Source organism: Thermostichus sp. MS-CIW-25 (assembly GCF_054060015.1).
On the sequence record NZ_JBSSCS010000009.1, the window covers coordinates 28,977 to 44,023 of the forward strand.

The 15,047-nt window shown below is 59.3% G+C and carries 12 protein-coding genes; 4 read left to right on the forward strand and 8 right to left on the reverse strand.

All coding sequences use genetic code 11. The features are described 5' to 3' along the window. Nucleotides 1-254: 254 nt before the first annotated feature. Genes ACVWZ1_RS05205 through purF form a run of 3 tightly spaced genes read right to left on the reverse strand, consistent with a single transcriptional unit; the run spans nt 255 to nt 2,939 of the window. Entirely contained in the window at nt 255-722 is a 468-nt protein-coding gene (locus ACVWZ1_RS05205) for a thiol-disulfide oxidoreductase DCC family protein (protein WP_457502735.1), read from the reverse strand. Nucleotides 723-733: 11 nt separating this feature from the next. Next, nucleotides 734-1,258 (reverse strand): peptide deformylase, encoded by a 525-nt coding sequence (gene def / locus ACVWZ1_RS05210; protein WP_414342313.1) that lies wholly within the window; start codon nt 1,256-1,258, stop codon nt 734-736. A 52-nt stretch (nt 1,259-1,310) separates the two neighbouring features. Then, on the reverse strand, nt 1,311-2,939 hold the full coding sequence (purF, locus tag ACVWZ1_RS05215; RefSeq protein WP_457502736.1) for an amidophosphoribosyltransferase: 1,629 nt from the start codon (nt 2,937-2,939) through the stop codon (nt 1,311-1,313). A 264-nt stretch (nt 2,940-3,203) separates the two neighbouring features. Here purF and ACVWZ1_RS05220 point away from each other — a divergent pair, with 264 nt between their 5' ends. Continuing rightward, nucleotides 3,204-3,944, forward strand: a complete 741-nt coding sequence (locus tag ACVWZ1_RS05220) for a hypothetical protein (protein ID WP_457502738.1) — start codon at nt 3,204-3,206, stop codon at nt 3,942-3,944. Nucleotides 3,945-3,979: 35 nt separating this feature from the next. On the opposite strand, the gene ACVWZ1_RS05225 is transcribed toward ACVWZ1_RS05220, so the two are convergent. Continuing rightward, the gene (locus ACVWZ1_RS05225; protein WP_457502739.1) at nt 3,980-5,377 is read right to left on the reverse strand and encodes an aminotransferase class III-fold pyridoxal phosphate-dependent enzyme; all 1,398 of its coding nucleotides are present in this window, start codon (nt 5,375-5,377) and stop codon (nt 3,980-3,982) included. 295 nt (nt 5,378-5,672) lie between these two features. Then, complete coding sequence (locus tag ACVWZ1_RS05230) at nt 5,673-7,388, reverse strand: succinate dehydrogenase/fumarate reductase flavoprotein subunit (RefSeq protein WP_457502773.1); 1,716 nt, start codon at nt 7,386-7,388, stop codon at nt 5,673-5,675. Between the two features lie 380 nt (nt 7,389-7,768). Between ACVWZ1_RS05230 and ACVWZ1_RS05235 the strand changes: the two genes are divergently transcribed. Further along, a complete protein-coding gene (locus tag ACVWZ1_RS05235; protein ID WP_457502740.1) occupies nt 7,769-8,839 on the forward strand; it encodes a glycosyltransferase family 4 protein in 1,071 nt (356 codons plus the stop codon). A gap of 131 nt (nt 8,840-8,970) precedes the next feature. Beyond that, entirely contained in the window at nt 8,971-11,136 is a 2,166-nt protein-coding gene (locus ACVWZ1_RS05240) for an amylo-alpha-1,6-glucosidase (protein WP_457502741.1), read from the forward strand. Between the two features lie 111 nt (nt 11,137-11,247). On the opposite strand, the gene ACVWZ1_RS05245 is transcribed toward ACVWZ1_RS05240, so the two are convergent. From ACVWZ1_RS05245 to ACVWZ1_RS05255, 3 genes are all read right to left on the reverse strand, one after another. Continuing rightward, on the reverse strand, nt 11,248-13,011 hold the full coding sequence (locus ACVWZ1_RS05245) for an ABC transporter substrate-binding protein (protein WP_457502774.1): 1,764 nt from the start codon (nt 13,009-13,011) through the stop codon (nt 11,248-11,250). Between the two features lie 286 nt (nt 13,012-13,297). After that, entirely contained in the window at nt 13,298-13,771 is a 474-nt protein-coding gene (ispF, locus tag ACVWZ1_RS05250; protein WP_457502776.1) for a 2-C-methyl-D-erythritol 2,4-cyclodiphosphate synthase, read from the reverse strand. Nucleotides 13,772-14,140: 369 nt separating this feature from the next. Further along, nucleotides 14,141-14,434, reverse strand: coding sequence for a TIGR02450 family Trp-rich protein (locus tag ACVWZ1_RS05255; RefSeq protein ID WP_414329949.1), 294 nt, complete (start codon nt 14,432-14,434; stop codon nt 14,141-14,143). 190 nt (nt 14,435-14,624) lie between these two features. On the opposite strand from ACVWZ1_RS05255, the gene ACVWZ1_RS05260 reads away from it, so the two are divergent. Then, nucleotides 14,625-15,023 carry a hypothetical protein gene (locus ACVWZ1_RS05260; protein WP_457502742.1) on the forward strand — a complete coding sequence of 133 codons (399 nt, stop codon included), beginning with the start codon at nt 14,625-14,627 and terminating at the stop codon, nt 15,021-15,023. The last annotated feature ends 24 nt before the right edge of the window (nt 15,024-15,047 follow it).

Below are 15,047 nucleotides of genomic sequence, written 5' to 3' on the forward strand. Positions count from 1 at the left end.
TCCTTGCCTCTCAAAACCGGCTGGAGGATCTCTAAACTGCAATCGATATTGCCCAGATCTTTATCAGTAACTGTAGGCACGCCTCATCCCCCCTTTGGCTGCTTTGTTCCTATTCTTGCTATGGGCTTAGAGAGGGTCAAGACCAGTTCAGGGAATTCCCTTAGAAAGGTTAACCTTTGATACAGGAATTCAATCCTTTTTCAAATTCCCTGATCCAAGATAGCGAGCTGAGGAAGAGGGAACTTCCATTTTGGCTATCGGCTTGCTTCTGCCTTGCCGGCGGCTGGTGCTGCAGCTTTTCCCTCAGCCTCGGCCAAGGGATCCCGGCAGGCAACACAAGCAGGGTAGGCAGACAAATACAAGGTGTTGCGGCGGCCAAACCACTCGTAGCGGTGATCTCGGATCTGTTCGTAGCCTCGATCCCCAAGACCCTTCAAGCCAGGGAAGCTGCGGTACAGAGCCAACCACAGCTCCCCGCCCGGCAGAAGAGCAGCAATCTGTTCAACGGCAGCGGATCCCTGCCAACGGCGCTCCGGCTGCTCCAGGTCGATGAGGATCATCCCCAGCTCCACCTGCTCCGGTGGGATCCCCCATTGGGCCAGGGTAGAAGCATCTTGCATGGGGGCATAGCAAAACTGCCGTCCGCGATCCAGTTGCTCCAAGAGCTGAACGCCGGTGGCACAGAGGTTGCAGAGGCCGTCGTAGATGACTAAGTAGGGCATGGTGGGATCCCTCAGGCGGGCTGACCCAAAATCTGTGCTTGGTACTGGGCTTCGGTAAGCAGTTGCCGAGGCTGCCGCTGCAGGAACACCCGACCCATCAGGTGATCGTATTCGTGCTGAAAGATCCGCGCCGGAAAATCCTGCCAGACCACCCTTTGCTGAACGCCTTCTGGAGTGTAATACTCCACCTCCACTTCGCGGGCGCGGGCCACCAGACCACGGCAATTGGGCACACTCAAGCAGCCTTCCCAACCCAGCACCTGTTCAGCACTACAAGCCAACAGACGGGGGTTAACCATCACCAAAGGCTGCATCTGTGGGGCGTTGGGATAGCGGGGATTGGGACGAGAGGCCACAATCAGCACTTGGAGCAGGGATCCCACCTGAGGAGCAGCCAAGCCCACCCCCTGCGCCTCTTTCAGGGTAGCCAGCATGCCTTCTATGAGATCTTGCAAGGCCGGCGTTTTGAACTCCGTCACCGGCTCGGCCACTTGCGTCAGGATGGGATCCCCCAATTGGCGTAGGCGAAAAGTCATGGCTTGCCCCAAGCAATTCTTCTTCTCAGTCTAGCGGGGATCCCTGAGCAGCCTAGCGGCTCTTGCCAGTAGCCACCAGTTCCAGGGCCAGCTTGGAGCGCTTCAGCCCTTCTGGGATGGGGATGGGGTAGTGGCCGGTAAAGCAAGCGGAGCAGAACGAGTTGGGATCCCGGCCCGTGGCAGCCAGCATGCCTTCCCAGCTCAAGTAGGCCAAAGAATCCACTCCAATCTTCTCGGCGATTTCCTCTACGGAATGCTGGGCAGCAATCAACTGATCCTGGCTATCGGTATCGATGCCGTAGAAGCAGGGATGGGTAACCGGGGGGCTGGAAATGCGCATGTGGACCTGGGTAGCCCCCGCCTGGCGCAGGGCCTTGACGATTTTCTGGCTGGTGGTGCCCCGCACAATCGAGTCGTCCACAATCACAATCCGCTTCCCCCCCAGCACATCCTCCAGGGGGTTGAGCTTCATGCGAATGCCCCGCTCCCGCATGGATTGGGTGGGCTGGATAAAGGTGCGGCCCACGTAGCGATTTTTGATCAGCCCTTCCGTGTAAGGGATCCCCGACTGGCGAGCATAGCCAATGGCCGCCGGCGTGCCGGAATCGGGAACGGAGATCACCCAGTCGGCCTCTGCCGGAGCCTCCTTGGCCAGTTGTTCTCCCAGCCGCACCCGGTAGGAGTAGAGGCTTTCCCCGTGCATCCAACTGTCGGGGCGGGCGAAGTAGATCATCTCGAAGATGCACAGCTTGGGGGTGGCCTCCGCCCAACGCACCGATTGCAGCCCCCGACGGCTGATCCACACCAACTCTCCCGGCTCCACCTGCCGCAGAGGATCGGCCCCGATGATATCCAAAGCACAGGTTTCTGAAGCCAATACATAATGCAGCGGCTCGGCCTCGGGGTGGCTGAGGGTGCCGTCGCTACAGATGATCTCCAGCATCTGCGGCTGCAGCAGCTCATCCAAAGCAGGGTTGCTGCCCAAAAGCCCCAACACCAGCGGACGCACCCCATAGGGATCCCGTGCCCCGATCAGGCCCTCTGGCGTGCCGATCACCAAACTGAAAGCTCCCTGACAGCGGCGCAAAGCTTGGCAGATGGCCGCAATCCAGTCCTGACCTTGGTTCACTGCCTGGGCAATGGCATGGGCAATACACTCGGAGTCGGTGCTGCTGGTCAGGTGCCGGTCGGCGGCCTCCAGTTCCTTCCGCAGCTCTTCAGCGTTGACCAAATTGCCGTTGTGGGCCAGAGCCAGCGGCCCCAGGCGAGTCTCCACGATAACCGGCTGAGCATTGGCCACGCGGCTGGATCCGGTGGTGGAGTAGCGGGTGTGACCAACTGCCAGATCCCCGGTGAGTTGGGCCAAGTTCACCTCGTCGAAGACCTGAGAGACCAAGCCCATCGCTTTGTGAACCCGGCAAAAGGCTCCCTCAAAAGTGGCAATCCCTGCCGATTCTTGACCACGATGCTGCAAGGCAAATAGGCCAAAGTAGGCCAGCTTGGCCACCTCCTCTCCTGGGGCCAGAATGCCAAACACTCCGCAAGCTTCCTGCGGCCCTTCCTGGGCACACTCCGTCCCGCGGACGTCCTTTGAACGGTGCGGAGCCTCAACGCCAACGGCAGTCTGCCCCTCTGCTTCTCCACAGCCAGAAGATGGTTCTGCTCCCGCCCTTGCTGCCATGGATCCCCTCTTGCTGTCACGCTTACCAGTCTAACTCGGCCCAGGTCGTTCCCCTCTGTCTAGCTTCACCCCCGAAGGAGATTCCACAGATGGGGTTTGCAAAAAACTAATGCTCTATCTATAGTGTTAGCAGCGTGTGAGACGCTCCTGCTTTTGCGGCTGAGGAAGCAGGTTGGCCGGGTTTTTGAGTTGAATGCCACCGAAGCTCGGCTCTCCTAGAACCGGCAAGATCCCATAGCTTTGCGTTGTGAGGAGTCAAAGCCCATGAGACAGCAGCCCCATAGGTTCCGTCAGAGCTGGACGTTAGCAGCCCCTGTGATCAAAACCAGTGTGGCCGCTCTTCTGTCGTTGTCACTGGTGGCCTGCCAGGAAGATGCCCGCGAACAGCCTGCGGTTACCATCACGCCGATCTCGGTGGTGGCCCCAACGCCCACTCCTTTCCTCATCCCCAGTCCTGTCCCTACGCCGCTGCTCACCCCAACCCCCACTTCCACTCCCCTCTTTAATCCTTTCCCCACTCCCAGCCCCTCTCCCACCGCTTCCTTTGCGGCAGAGCCGCCTTCGATTGCCGTGGTGTCGCTGACGGACGCGCGACAGACAGTACCCTTCAACGTGCTGGTGGCCGTGACGACTCCTGCGGGTTTGGGGGCCGGCATCAGTTTCCGGGTGGAAATCCGACAAAGCCCCCTCACCCTCACCTTTGATTTCACTGCCGCTGCCGTCGGCTGTCAGCCCAACAGCAAAACCTGCATCGGCACCATCCCCATTACCATTCCTGCTTCTGCTCCCACCGGGGATTATGAGGTGACGGCAATGGTGGCGGATACCCAGGGCCGAATTGCTTCGGCCAAAGCTCCTTTACGGGTGTTGCCTGCGCCCAGTCCCTCCCCCTCGCCAACGCCGACCGGCACCCCTAATCCTTTTCCTTCGGTGTCGCCTTCGCCTAGCCCCAGTCCCTCTCCCCGTCCCAGTCCTTCGCCGACGCCCAGCCCGAGAAGCTCCTAACTCCCTCGATCCGTTTCTCCTGTCGATGCTCAGGGCTAAGGTAGCTCTTGAAGAACTTGCTTCAAAGTGGTGACTAAGCGTTCAATGTGGGTTTCCTGGATAATCAAAGGTGGGGAGAGAGCGATGATATCGCCTGTGGTGCGAATCAATACCCCCCGCTCGTAGCAGCGCAAAAACGCTTCAAAAGCCCGCGCTGTCGGTCGGCCAGGGATCCCTTCCAATTCAATTGCCCCCACCAAGCCGAGGTTGCGCACATCGATGACATGAGGCAAGCCCCGTAGGGAATGGAGAGCCTCTTCCCAGAGGGGGGCAAGGCTGGCAGCCCGCTCGAACAAGCCTTCTTCTCGATACAGGTTCAGGGTGGCCAAGCCGGCGGCACTGGCAACCGGGTGGCCGGAGTAGGTGTAGCCGTGGAAAAACTCGATGGGGCTCCAGGAGAGTGTCCTGCTGTTGTCCCCTGGACGGTGCAGGTCATCAGCGGAACCAGCAGCCTCCATGAAGGCGGTGTAGATCTCTTGCTTGACAATCACCGCGCCCATTGGGATGGTGCCATTGGTGAGGCCCTTGGCACAGCAAATCAGATCCGGCACCACTCCGAAATAGTTGGCCGCAAAAGGGGATCCCAGCCGCCCAAAGCCGGTGATCACCTCGTCGAAGATGAGGAGAATGCCGTACTTGTCGCAAATGGCCCGCAGCTTTTCCAAATAGCCCACCGGCGGCAGCAACACCCCCGTTGAACCGGCAACCGGCTCCACAATTACTGCTGCAATCGTGCTGGCATCGTGGAGAGCGACGATCCGCTCCAAGTCTTCTGCCAAGTGGGATCCCCAGCGGGGCAGGCCGCGGCTAAAGGCGTTTTGCTCCAGGTTGTGGGTGTGGGGTAGGTGGTCTACGCCGGGAATGAGGCTGCCGAAAAACTTGCGGTTGTTGGAGATGCCCCCGACCGAGATGCCCCCAAAGCCAACGCCGTGGTAGCCCCGTTCTCGGCCAATCAGCCGCTGCCGGGATCCCTGTCCGCGTAAGCGATGGTAGGCGATGGCCATTTTCAGGGCCGTATCCACCGCCTCAGAGCCAGAGTTGGTGAAAAAAACGTGATCCAGTCCGGCAGGAGTGAGCTGGATGAGCTGCTCTGCCAGTTGAAAGGCTTTGGGATGGCCCATTTGAAAAGCTGGGGCGTAGTCCAGTTGGGCCACCTGCTGTTGGATCGCTTCCACAATTGGGGGGCGACAGTGGCCAGCATTCACACACCACAGCCCGGCAGTCCCATCTAGGATTTGGCGGCCATCGTGGCTGGTGTAGTACATGTCTCGGGCGGCCACCAACAGGCGCGGGTTGGCTTTAAATTGCCGATTGGCCGTAAAGGGCATCCAAAAAGGCTCCAGATTCAGCTCCGCTTGCAGAGCGACGGCTGCTTTTTCCAGGGTTTCTTGCATGGCTGGCCCTCCGGCAGTAGATGAGATTTCAAGCTGGCAGAGATGGGATCTCTAGATTTAGATAATTGCTGGAAAGCAGATTTGGATTGGATAGTTGTTGTGGATATAGTCATTTCAAGTTAGGGTGAGACGCCGGGCTGTTGGGAGAAGCCTTCTGGCAGCGCACAGTCAACATTGAGTTAGGGGTTTAGTGTCCTAGTTTGAATCGAAATGACCACAGTCATTGGAAAGAGACTCCGTCTCGCCAACAGGAATGCTAGGGCAATCCTAATCGGCCTGAGATGCCTCTGAAAAGTTAGTATCTCCGCTCCTGAGGGAGAAAGCGGGTGATCACCACGGGGCGATAGCTGATCTGCGGGGATCCCTCCCGAAAAGCGGCCAAGGTGTGTTGTAAAAACCGTTGATCGTCCCGTTGGGGGTAATCTTCCCGCGCGTGGGAGCCACGGCTTTCCCGCCGTTCCAGGGCGCTGGCGAGGATCAAAGCCCCCACCGTCATGAGGTTGTCCAGCTCCAGCGCTTCGATTAGCTCGGTGTTCCACACCTTGCCCCGATCGTCCAAGCGCAAATCCTGCTCGTAACGCTGGCGGATCTGCTGCCATTTTTGGATCCCCTCTTGGAGAACCGATTCGGTGCGGTAGACCCCACAATGCTCGGTCATGCAATCTTGAAATTGCCTCCGCACCTGATCAATGCGGCTCTTCCCTGATCGTTCTAGCAGCCTTGTGATCCGCCCGGCGGCCTGTTTGAGCAGGGATCCCTCGTCCACTTTCGGCAAGGCTCGACCTCTGACGGCTTCTACCAGGGCTGCCCCTGTGCGCCGCCCGAAAACAATGCACTCCAGGAGAGAGTTGCTGCCCAGCCGGTTGGCCCCATGCACCGAAACACAGGCCGTTTCACCGGCAGCGAACAGCCCTTCCACACGGGTTTGGACATCCCGCAACACCTGCCCATCCACCGTCACCGGGATCCCACCCATGCAGTAGTGCACCGTCGGTCGCACCGGAATGGGATCGACAACCGCATCGATGCCCAAGTGGCGATGGGCCTCCTCCCAACAGAAGGGCAGCCGAGTGTGGATCTTTTCTGCCCCCAGATGCCGCAGGTCTAAGTAGACAAAATCTTTGCCGTCAATACCGCGCCCGGCCCGCACCTCCGTGACAATTGCCCGCGACGTGATATCCCGTGGGGCCAACTCCATCTGGCTGGGGGCATAGGCGGCCATAAAGCGCTCCCCCTTCCCATTGATCAGATAGGCCCCCTCCCCGCGCACCGCCTCTGAGATCAACACCCCCACCGGATACAGGCCCGTGGGATGAAACTGCACAAACTCCATATCTTGCAGAGGCAGGCCGGCCCGCGCCACCATCGCCATGCCATCGCCGGTGGAAGCAAAGTCGTTGGACGTGGAGTTGTAGATGCGCCCATAGCCGCCTGTAGCCAACATAACCGCCTTGGCCCGCACCACCTCCAGCCGCCCGCTGGCCTGCTCCAACATCACCACGCCCTGGGCTTGGTTGTCCTCCAGGATCAGATCCAGCACATACCATTCGCTGTAGAGCTTGACCCCAAAACGCTTGAGGTTGCTCACCAACTCGTGCAAAATGGCGTGCCCGGTTTTGTCGGCGGCATAACAGGTGCGCGGGTGGCTGTGTCCCCCAAAGGCCCGCTGGGCAATGCGGCCATCCGGCAGGCGGGAGAACAAGACCCCCAAGTGTTCTAGGTCGATGATCACTTCAGGAGCTTCCCGGGCCAGAATCTCCACCGCATCTTGATCCGCTAGGTAATCGGATCCCTTGACGGTATCGAAGGCGTGGGCTTCCCAGGAATCTTGCGGATCGACATTTTGTAAGGCGGCGGCAATGCCCCCTTGGGCTGCTACCGAGTGGCTGCGAATGGGATGGGTTTTGGATACCAAGGCCAGGTCGAGGTTGGGATCCCGTCGCATAGCTTCCAAAGCCGCTCGGCAACCGGCCAGCCCTCCCCCAATGATGACGATGTCGTGCTCCAGCATGGATGCAGGCAAGCTCTCGCAAAGGATGTCCGCCACAGCTAGGATGGCGTTTCCCCATTATGGCCGGCTCCAGCAGCCTCCCCGGCAGCAACTGGGCATAGCTCGTTATCGCTACGCGACGCTTGCGCGAACGCGCCGGTGAGGTGTAGCCCCTTCCCCTCTGGACAAAAACTGTCAGGCCAGAAAATGAGACGCTTTCCGACAAGACCCATCCAACAGGCTTGGCTGGCTACGATAAAGGTTGGGCCTGGCTTTGCCCTTGAAGAACGTTGCAGCTCATGGCGTGGGTGAGAAGCTCTCCCTAGGAGCAGCCGGAAATGCCAGTGAGCCCGGTCTGGCAGACAGCCCTGAGCGGTGATGATTTGGTGTGGAGGATGGCTATGCGCATTGCTCAGATTGCCCCTTTGCATGAGAGTGTGCCCCCCAAGCTCTACGGCGGCACCGAGCGAGTTGTGTCTTGGCTCACCGAAGAGCTGGTGCGGCGGGGGCATGAGGTGACGTTGTTCGCCAGCGGCGACTCCCAAACCCAAGCGCGTCTAATCCCCTTTCGGGAGCGGGCTTTGCGTTTGGATCCCACGGCTATCGACACGGTGGCTCCTCATATTTTGATGGTGGAGAAAGCCTTTCAGATGGCCGACGAGTTTGACATTATCCACGGCCACATCGACTACTATCCCTATGCCCTGGCCCGTCGCCACCCCCAGGTTTCTTTTCTGGCCACCCTGCATGGGCGGCTGGATATTCCGGAGCTTCAGCCCCTCTACACCGAGTTTCAGGATATTCCGGTAGTTTCCATCTCCAATGCCCAGCGGCTGCCTTTGCCCCAGGCGCGATGGCTGGGGACGGTTTATCATGGCTTGCCTCTGGATCTCCACTCTTTTTACCCGGAAACAGGGGATTATCTGGCCTTTTTGGGTCGGGTCTCGCCGGAGAAAGGGCTGGATACGGCTATTGAAATTGCCGTCCGGGCTGGGATGCCCCTCAAGGCTTCCATCAAAATCGACCCTGTGGATCGGCAGTACTATGAGTCTCAAATTGAACCCTTGGCCCGCCGCCATCCCAACGTGGAGCTCATGGGAGAAATTACTGAGCAGGAGAAAAGTGAGTTCCTGGGCAAAGCCTATGCAGTGCTGTTTCCCATCCGCTGGCCGGAGCCCTTTGGGCTGGTGATGATTGAAGCGATGGCCTGTGGCACGCCGGTAATTGCCACCCGTTTTGGCTCAGTACCCGAGGTAATGGCCGACAGGCGCTCCGGCTTTATTGTCGACTCGGTGGAGGAAGCAGTGGAGGCTGTGGAGAAGGTGGGATCCCTGAGCCGAGCCGGGGTGCGGCAGGTGTTTGAGGAGCGGTTCAGCGTGGAAAGAATGGTGTCGGACTACGAGGCTCTCTACCGCCAACTGGTGAACGAGCGGCAGGAGATGTCGCGAAGAAGGCAGCTTAATAAGGCTTAGATGGGCCAAGTAGCAGCTAGGGCTGCTGGGCTGCATCGGGGGGCCCCTGCTTCTTCGCCTCCTTTGAGTGGACCGATAGCAGTAAGCTGTTCGCGTAGGAGACCGGCTGGATAGGGATCGAGAAGACCGAGATGGCAGAAGACATCATCCAAATTCAAGATCAGTACTACATCCGGGCCAGCGCCTCTTGGGTGGAGGCACGCTCTCATGTTCTCAAGCATGACAACTGCTTTGCCATCTTTGACCGGCGAGGGAACATGCGCCCCCTCGGCATCCGGGATCATGGCCTCTTCCGGGACGACACCCGCTTTTTGTCCCGCTGGGTGTTGGACTTGCAGGGAAAGCAGTTCCTGCTGCTCAGCTCAGAGGTGCGGGAAGACAAAGATATTTTGGCGGTGGATCTGACCAACCCGGAGTTCACCACCTCAGAGGGGCAGTTTATCGGTCAAGATACCCTGCATGTTCTACGGACTACTTTTCTGTGGAACAACGTAGCCTACGAGCGCATTCGCATTCACAACTACGGCTCGGAGCCGTTTCGCGTGCCGATTACCCTGCGCTTTGAGGCGGACTTTGCCGATATTTTTGAGATCCGGGGCATCCGACGGGCCCAGCGGGGTCAAGTGCTGCCGGCCCAGGTGAACCCTGAGGGAGTGGTTCTCCGCTACCGCGGCTTGGATGGAGTGGAGCGGCAAACCCAGTTGCAATTTTTGCCGGCGCCGGAGCTAGTGTCGGAGAAGCTGGCGCAGTGGTGGGTGCCTTTGGCCCCGCAGGAGGAACGGGATTTGGAGCTGAGGGTGATCTGCAGCTACGGCGGGGAGGAGATTGCCCCTTTGACCTACCAGGAGGCTCTGCAGGCGGAGCGGGAGCAAAGGGCTTCCTTGCGGGCGCAAGCCCACCGGATCGACACCGGCAATGCTCAGTTTAACGATTGGCTCAACGCCTCACGGGATGATCTGCTGATGATGCTCACCCGCACTCCCTACGGGCTTTATCCCTATGCGGGGGTGCCTTGGTTTACCACGGTCTTCGGGCGCGACGCCCTGATCACCGCCCTGGCCACTCTCTGGTGGTTTCCAGACTTGGCGCGGGGGGTGCTGCTGTATCTGGCGGCCCATCAGGCCCAGGAGCTGGATCCCAGCCGCGATGCGGAGCCTGGCAAGATCCTGCATGAGCAGCGCTCCAGCGAGATGGCCAAGACGCGCGAGATCCCCTTTGGCAATTATTTCGGCAGCATTGACTCCACCCCTTTGTTTGTGGTGCTAGCAGGGCGCTACGTGCGCCGCAGCGGCGATCTAGAGCTGTTGCGGCAGCTCTGGCCAAACATCGAAGCAGCCCTGCACTGGATGGACACTTACGGGGATGCGGACGGGGACGGCTTTTTGGAGTATGCCGGCAAGGCGCGGCGGGGCCTGCGCAACCAGGGCTGGAAAGATTCTGAAGATGCCATCTTCTACCCGGACGGATCTTTGGCAGAGCCACCTCTGGCCTTGTGCGAGGTGCAGGGCTATGCCTACGAAGCTAAGCAGTTGGCAGCAGAGATGGCCGAGCTGCTGGGGCGGCAAGAGCAAGCTGCCCAGTTGCGGCAACAAGCGGAAGAGCTGCAGCAGCAGTTTTGGGATCACTTCTGGTGCGAAGAGTTGGGGGGCTATGCCCTGGCTTTGGATGGCCAGAAGCAACCTTGCCGGGTGCGCAGCTCCAACATGGGCCACTGTCTGTTTTCGGGGATCGCCCATCCCGAGCATGCTGCCTGCATTGCCCGGCAACTGCTGGAGCCAGCTTTCTTCAGCGGCTGGGGGATCCGCACGGTGCCGGAGGGAGAGGGCCGCTACAACCCCATGTCCTACCACAACGGCTCCATCTGGCCCCACGACAACGCCTTGATTGCAGCAGGCTTATCTCGCTATGGCTTCAAGGGCGAAGCGGTGCGGGTCTTGACAGCGCTGTTCGATGCCAGCCAGTTTCTGGAGCTGAAGCGGCTGCCTGAGCTGTTTTGTGGCTTTCGGCGGCGACAGCGGGAGGGCCCCACCCTTTATCCGGTGGCCTGTCTGCCCCAGTCTTGGGCGGCGGCCAGTGTGTTTTTGCTGCTGCAGGCTTGTCTGGGGCTGGAGATCGACGGGCTGGCTCAACGGGTGCATTTGACCAAGCCCACTCTGCCCCTGTGGCTGCCCCATGTCATTCTTGAGAATGTGCAGGTGGGCCAGGGATCCCTGGACATCGGTCTCTATCTGCAGTCAGGAGGGGTGGGGATCACCGTCCTCAGGAGTGTGGGGGACGTGGAATTGACGGTGAAATAATTGCAAAATCCAAGACGTCCACAACACAACCTACAACTGAGTTTCACCTGCCAAATGTGGCGATAGGGACACAGCTCAACGGTTCAAACGGCTCATCCCACATCAGAAGCCCTACTCTTGAATGTAGAGCTGATCTAAATTCCACAAGGGCCCCAGAATAGGTCGGGGATCCACCCCTTGAATGCGGTTGCGCAGGGCCGAGAGAACCAGGGGGTTAAAAGTGCCGATTTGGGGCAGTTGTTCCTGAATGATGATTTGAAACCGGTCGTAGAGGGCTTTGCGCTTCTCAAACTCCAGTTCCCGCACCCCTTCGATAAAGATGCGGTCGATCTCCCGTTCCCAATCGCTGACCTCAACCCCTTCTGCCGGGTTGCCGGGCAAATCTCCCAGATTGAAGAGGTGCAAACGGCCATCGCTGCGCCAGATGTTGGAGCCGTTGTTGGGTTCGGTACCGCCGCCGCCAAAGCCCAGCAACAGGGTTTCCCAATCGCGCCTATCGGTGCGCTGCACCAGGGTGTTGAAGGCGATGGGAGTAAAATCGACGGTGATGCCGATCCGCTCCAGGTCGGCTTTGATCAACGCGCCGGTGGCCTCTCGCTGATTGTTGCCGGCGTTGGTGAGCAAGGTGAAACGGACGCGGTTGCCCTCGGAATCCCGCAGGTGGCCCTCCGCATCATAGGTGTATCCGGCATCGAGGAGCAGTTGCCGCGCTTTTTCAGGGTTGTAGTCGTAGGTGGGCAAGCCCTCTTCGGGGCTGAGGTAGAAAGGGCTGGCGGGGGAGAAGACCGAGTGCTGGATCTGGCCCAACCCTTGCAGGACGCTATCGACGTAAAACTGCCGGTTCATGGCGTGGGCCACCGCCCGGCGGAAGTTCAAATCGTTAAACCAGCGGCTTTTGACGGGATCCACAAAAGGCCGCCCGGTCTGGGGGTTACGGGCGCGGCTGAGGTTGAAGGCAAAGAAACTGTTGTTCAATGTCTGGCCGAGATTGTAGATGGTGAACTGATCCCGTTCTTCTTCCCGCTTCAAGAGCTGAAAATCTCTCCCCCGCACCGAAAACACGTCGGTCTCGCCGGAGCGAAACTGCAGCAGCGCGGTGTCCTCTGAGTCCACAATGCGCAGGATTACCCGTTCAATGCGTGGGATCCCTTCCCCCTTCCAGTAGTAGGGATTGGGCCGGTACACCAGCCGTTGGCCAGGGGTGTATTCCTGCATGACATAGGGGCCAGCCCCCACCAATTGCTGCACCGGCGTGTCGATACCCCAGGTTTGCAAGAAAAGGGGGTTGCCCCGGCTGTCCAACTGCTCGACAGTGGGCTCGAGGATGTGCTTGGGCAAAATAGGGGATCCGGCCTGCAGCAGAAAGGGAGCGAAGGGCTCCGGCAAGACGAACTCAATCCGCCGCTCGTCCAGCGCCCGCACCTGAGGCAATGCTCCGGCTTCTCCAATTCGCTTCACATCCCGCGCAGAAGTCGGGATCCGCTCGTTGAAGATGATGCGGTTGAAGGTAAAGTCCACATCTGCTGCTGTCAGAGGCTCTCCATCCGACCAGCGCAGCCCTTCCCGCAAGGTAAAGACATAGCGCAAGCCGTCCTCAGACACTTCCCAGCCTTCCGCCAGCTCCGGTTTGGGCAAGAGGGTATCCTCATCCAAGGTGACCAAGCCCGCCTCCAGGTAGGCGATGGCGTCGCGGCTGGAGCTTTCGGCGGCCAAATAGGTGTTGAAGGTTTTGGGATCCGAAGTCACCGTGGCGATCAAATGGGGCGGGCGGGCAGGGGCAGCACAGGCACCAAGCCAGAGCAGGAGGATCCCTAGTAGAGAGACAAAAAGGTTCCTCCTAAGTCGGTTTGCCGAGGTGTTGTTTTGGCCCGCCATTTCTTTTGCCAAGTCGTTGTTCCAAGCAAGTTTGGGACGGCTCGCCCGCATCCCGCGCCCTGTGGCCCAAGCGCTCCGCGCTGCTGAGGCCCTCACCCCCAGCCCTTCTCCTAGAGGAGTAGCCCCCCTCCCGGCCCCTTTCCCAGAGGGAAAATTGGGGATCCAGGTAATGGGTGGTTTGACTGCGACTTGGGCAGATTCTGCGTTTTTGAGGGAGCGATTGCTTGCCAGTTTGGCAGCTCAGGCAGTGGGGTGACCAGGTTCTTTTCAGACTCTGCTGGGAAGGTTAGCACTCCAGCAACAGAGCTACGGCGAAGGCAGCAATGGCCTCTCCCTGGCCGACGGGGCCCAGCTTTTCGTTGGTGGTGGCCTTTACCCCCACTTGCTTAGGGGAGATCTGCATTGCCTCGGCTAGACGGGCTTGCATGGCGGGGATGTGAGGTTTGAGCTTCGGCTGCTCCGCCACCACCACACTGTCTACATTGGCAACGCACCAGCCCTCTTGGCCCACCAGCTGCACCACTTGCTGTAGTAAAAGGATGCTATCTGCCCCTTTCCAACGCTCTTCTTCAGGGGGGAAGTAGTAGCCAATATCCCGCAGAGCGGCAGCCCCCAGGAGAGCATCCATGATGGCGTGGGTGAGGACATCGGCGTCGCTATGGCCCAATAGCCCCTTTTCGTAGGGGATCCGGATCCCGCCCAGGATCAGGGGGCGCCCCTCGACGAGGCGGTGGATGTCGTAGCCCTGGCCAATGCGCACTTTTCCGGCTCCCTTGGGAAAACCATCGAGACCCTTGTCGACCATCGCCCCCTCCGAGGAGCTAGGGGGATGGGAGTCGAGTAACCGACAAGCAGCTTTTGAGAACGCCTCTTTCTATTCTGCCGGCTCCAGAGGGGAATAGCAGATGGGACAAGACGAACCACTGTAGCAGTCGAAGCAGATGAGGTGAGACTTCCCGTAGGGATTGGCGCAGCGCTTGGCCCACTGATAATCGCTGTAGCTAAGATAAGATCTTTTCCGCAAACGTCACATCTGGCCATCCCGCTTTCTTCTCCTCAAGCTTCCGAATTAAAACACCACACTAGAGAGATGATCCTAATCGATCCCTGAGCCCCAGCTTGAGAGAAACTATCCCCCAGCCCTGTCCAGAAGGGGATCCTGCCGCCCACAGGGGATCCCGTCTTCGAGAGGCGTCCAGCCCGGCTGCCAAAGATCCCGGTTCTTCAGGGTGGCCGCGTTGACCCAGAGGCGCACCTGGGGATCGCAGACGGCTCTGAGCTCGGCAAACACCAGCCCTCCTTCCCCTTGTTGGCGAGCGGTGACCTGAAAATGTCGCCAACCTAGAACAGGCTGAACGGAAGTCCATTTGGAGCCGAGGAGGTGCGGGAAAGGCTGTTTCCGACGGGGTTTGTTGCGAGCCACGGGACGGAGGGTGCAAGCGGGTAAGGGATGAAAGGGACCCAGCTTTCCGGCCATTCCTGAGGACGGCAGCGGGGATCGAGGGGAGCGGCAAAGCCAGCCGAGATCCTGAGTTTCCCTCAGATCCTCCTGTGATCGGTATGTGTGATCGGTATGATCGAGGGGATCCCTTTCCACTCCAGCCTATCCAACCATGGAGCAGCACCGGCAACGGCTTCAGTTCTCTTTCTGGCAGGCAGTCTTGAAGGGGGGCCTTCTGTTTCTGATCCTGGCTGGCCTAATCTTGGGAACAGGCCTGCCCTTGGGAGCGGCAACCGGCCCCACTTTGTCCGGCAAACTTACGGGGCCAGAGTGGCGACAAGCAGACCCGGAGGCCAAGCAGGACTTTTGTCGCAAAGCCTTTCAAGCGTTTCGCGCCTCTCCTTCCCAAAGCTATATCATCAGCTCCAATGTGCAGGCTTTGACCTCAGAAGGTTTGTGTCGGCGCTTGGATCAGTTTTATCAGTATGCCGTCAACGACGAGATCCCCATCAACCAGGCGGCCAATATTGCCCCATTGCTGTTTTCAGACTTACCCCTGGAGCAGCCTTGATCCCTGTGGAGCGCTTGGTCTGCT

What these genes read in the sequence shown, in the direction of transcription:
- ACVWZ1_RS05205 (WP_457502735.1), bottom strand. Translation starts at nt 722, where the DNA reads ATGCCCTACTTAGTCATCTACGACGGCCTCTGCAACCTCTGTGCCACC.
- def (WP_414342313.1), bottom strand. Translation starts at nt 1,258, where the DNA reads ATGACTTTTCGCCTACGCCAATTGGGGGATCCCATCCTGACGCAAGTG.
- purF (WP_457502736.1), bottom strand. Translation starts at nt 2,939, where the DNA reads ATGGCAGCAAGGGCGGGAGCAGAACCATCTTCTGGCTGTGGAGAAGCA.
- ACVWZ1_RS05220 (WP_457502738.1), top strand. Translation starts at nt 3,204, where the DNA reads ATGAGACAGCAGCCCCATAGGTTCCGTCAGAGCTGGACGTTAGCAGCC.
- ACVWZ1_RS05225 (WP_457502739.1), bottom strand. Translation starts at nt 5,377, where the DNA reads ATGCAAGAAACCCTGGAAAAAGCAGCCGTCGCTCTGCAAGCGGAGCTG.
- ACVWZ1_RS05230 (WP_457502773.1), bottom strand. Translation starts at nt 7,388, where the DNA reads ATGCTGGAGCACGACATCGTCATCATTGGGGGAGGGCTGGCCGGTTGC.
- ACVWZ1_RS05235 (WP_457502740.1), top strand. Translation starts at nt 7,769, where the DNA reads ATGCGCATTGCTCAGATTGCCCCTTTGCATGAGAGTGTGCCCCCCAAG.
- ACVWZ1_RS05240 (WP_457502741.1), top strand. Translation starts at nt 8,971, where the DNA reads ATGGCAGAAGACATCATCCAAATTCAAGATCAGTACTACATCCGGGCC.
- ACVWZ1_RS05245 (WP_457502774.1), bottom strand. Translation starts at nt 13,011, where the DNA reads ATGGCGGGCCAAAACAACACCTCGGCAAACCGACTTAGGAGGAACCTT.
- ACVWZ1_RS05260 (WP_457502742.1), top strand. Translation starts at nt 14,625, where the DNA reads ATGGAGCAGCACCGGCAACGGCTTCAGTTCTCTTTCTGGCAGGCAGTC.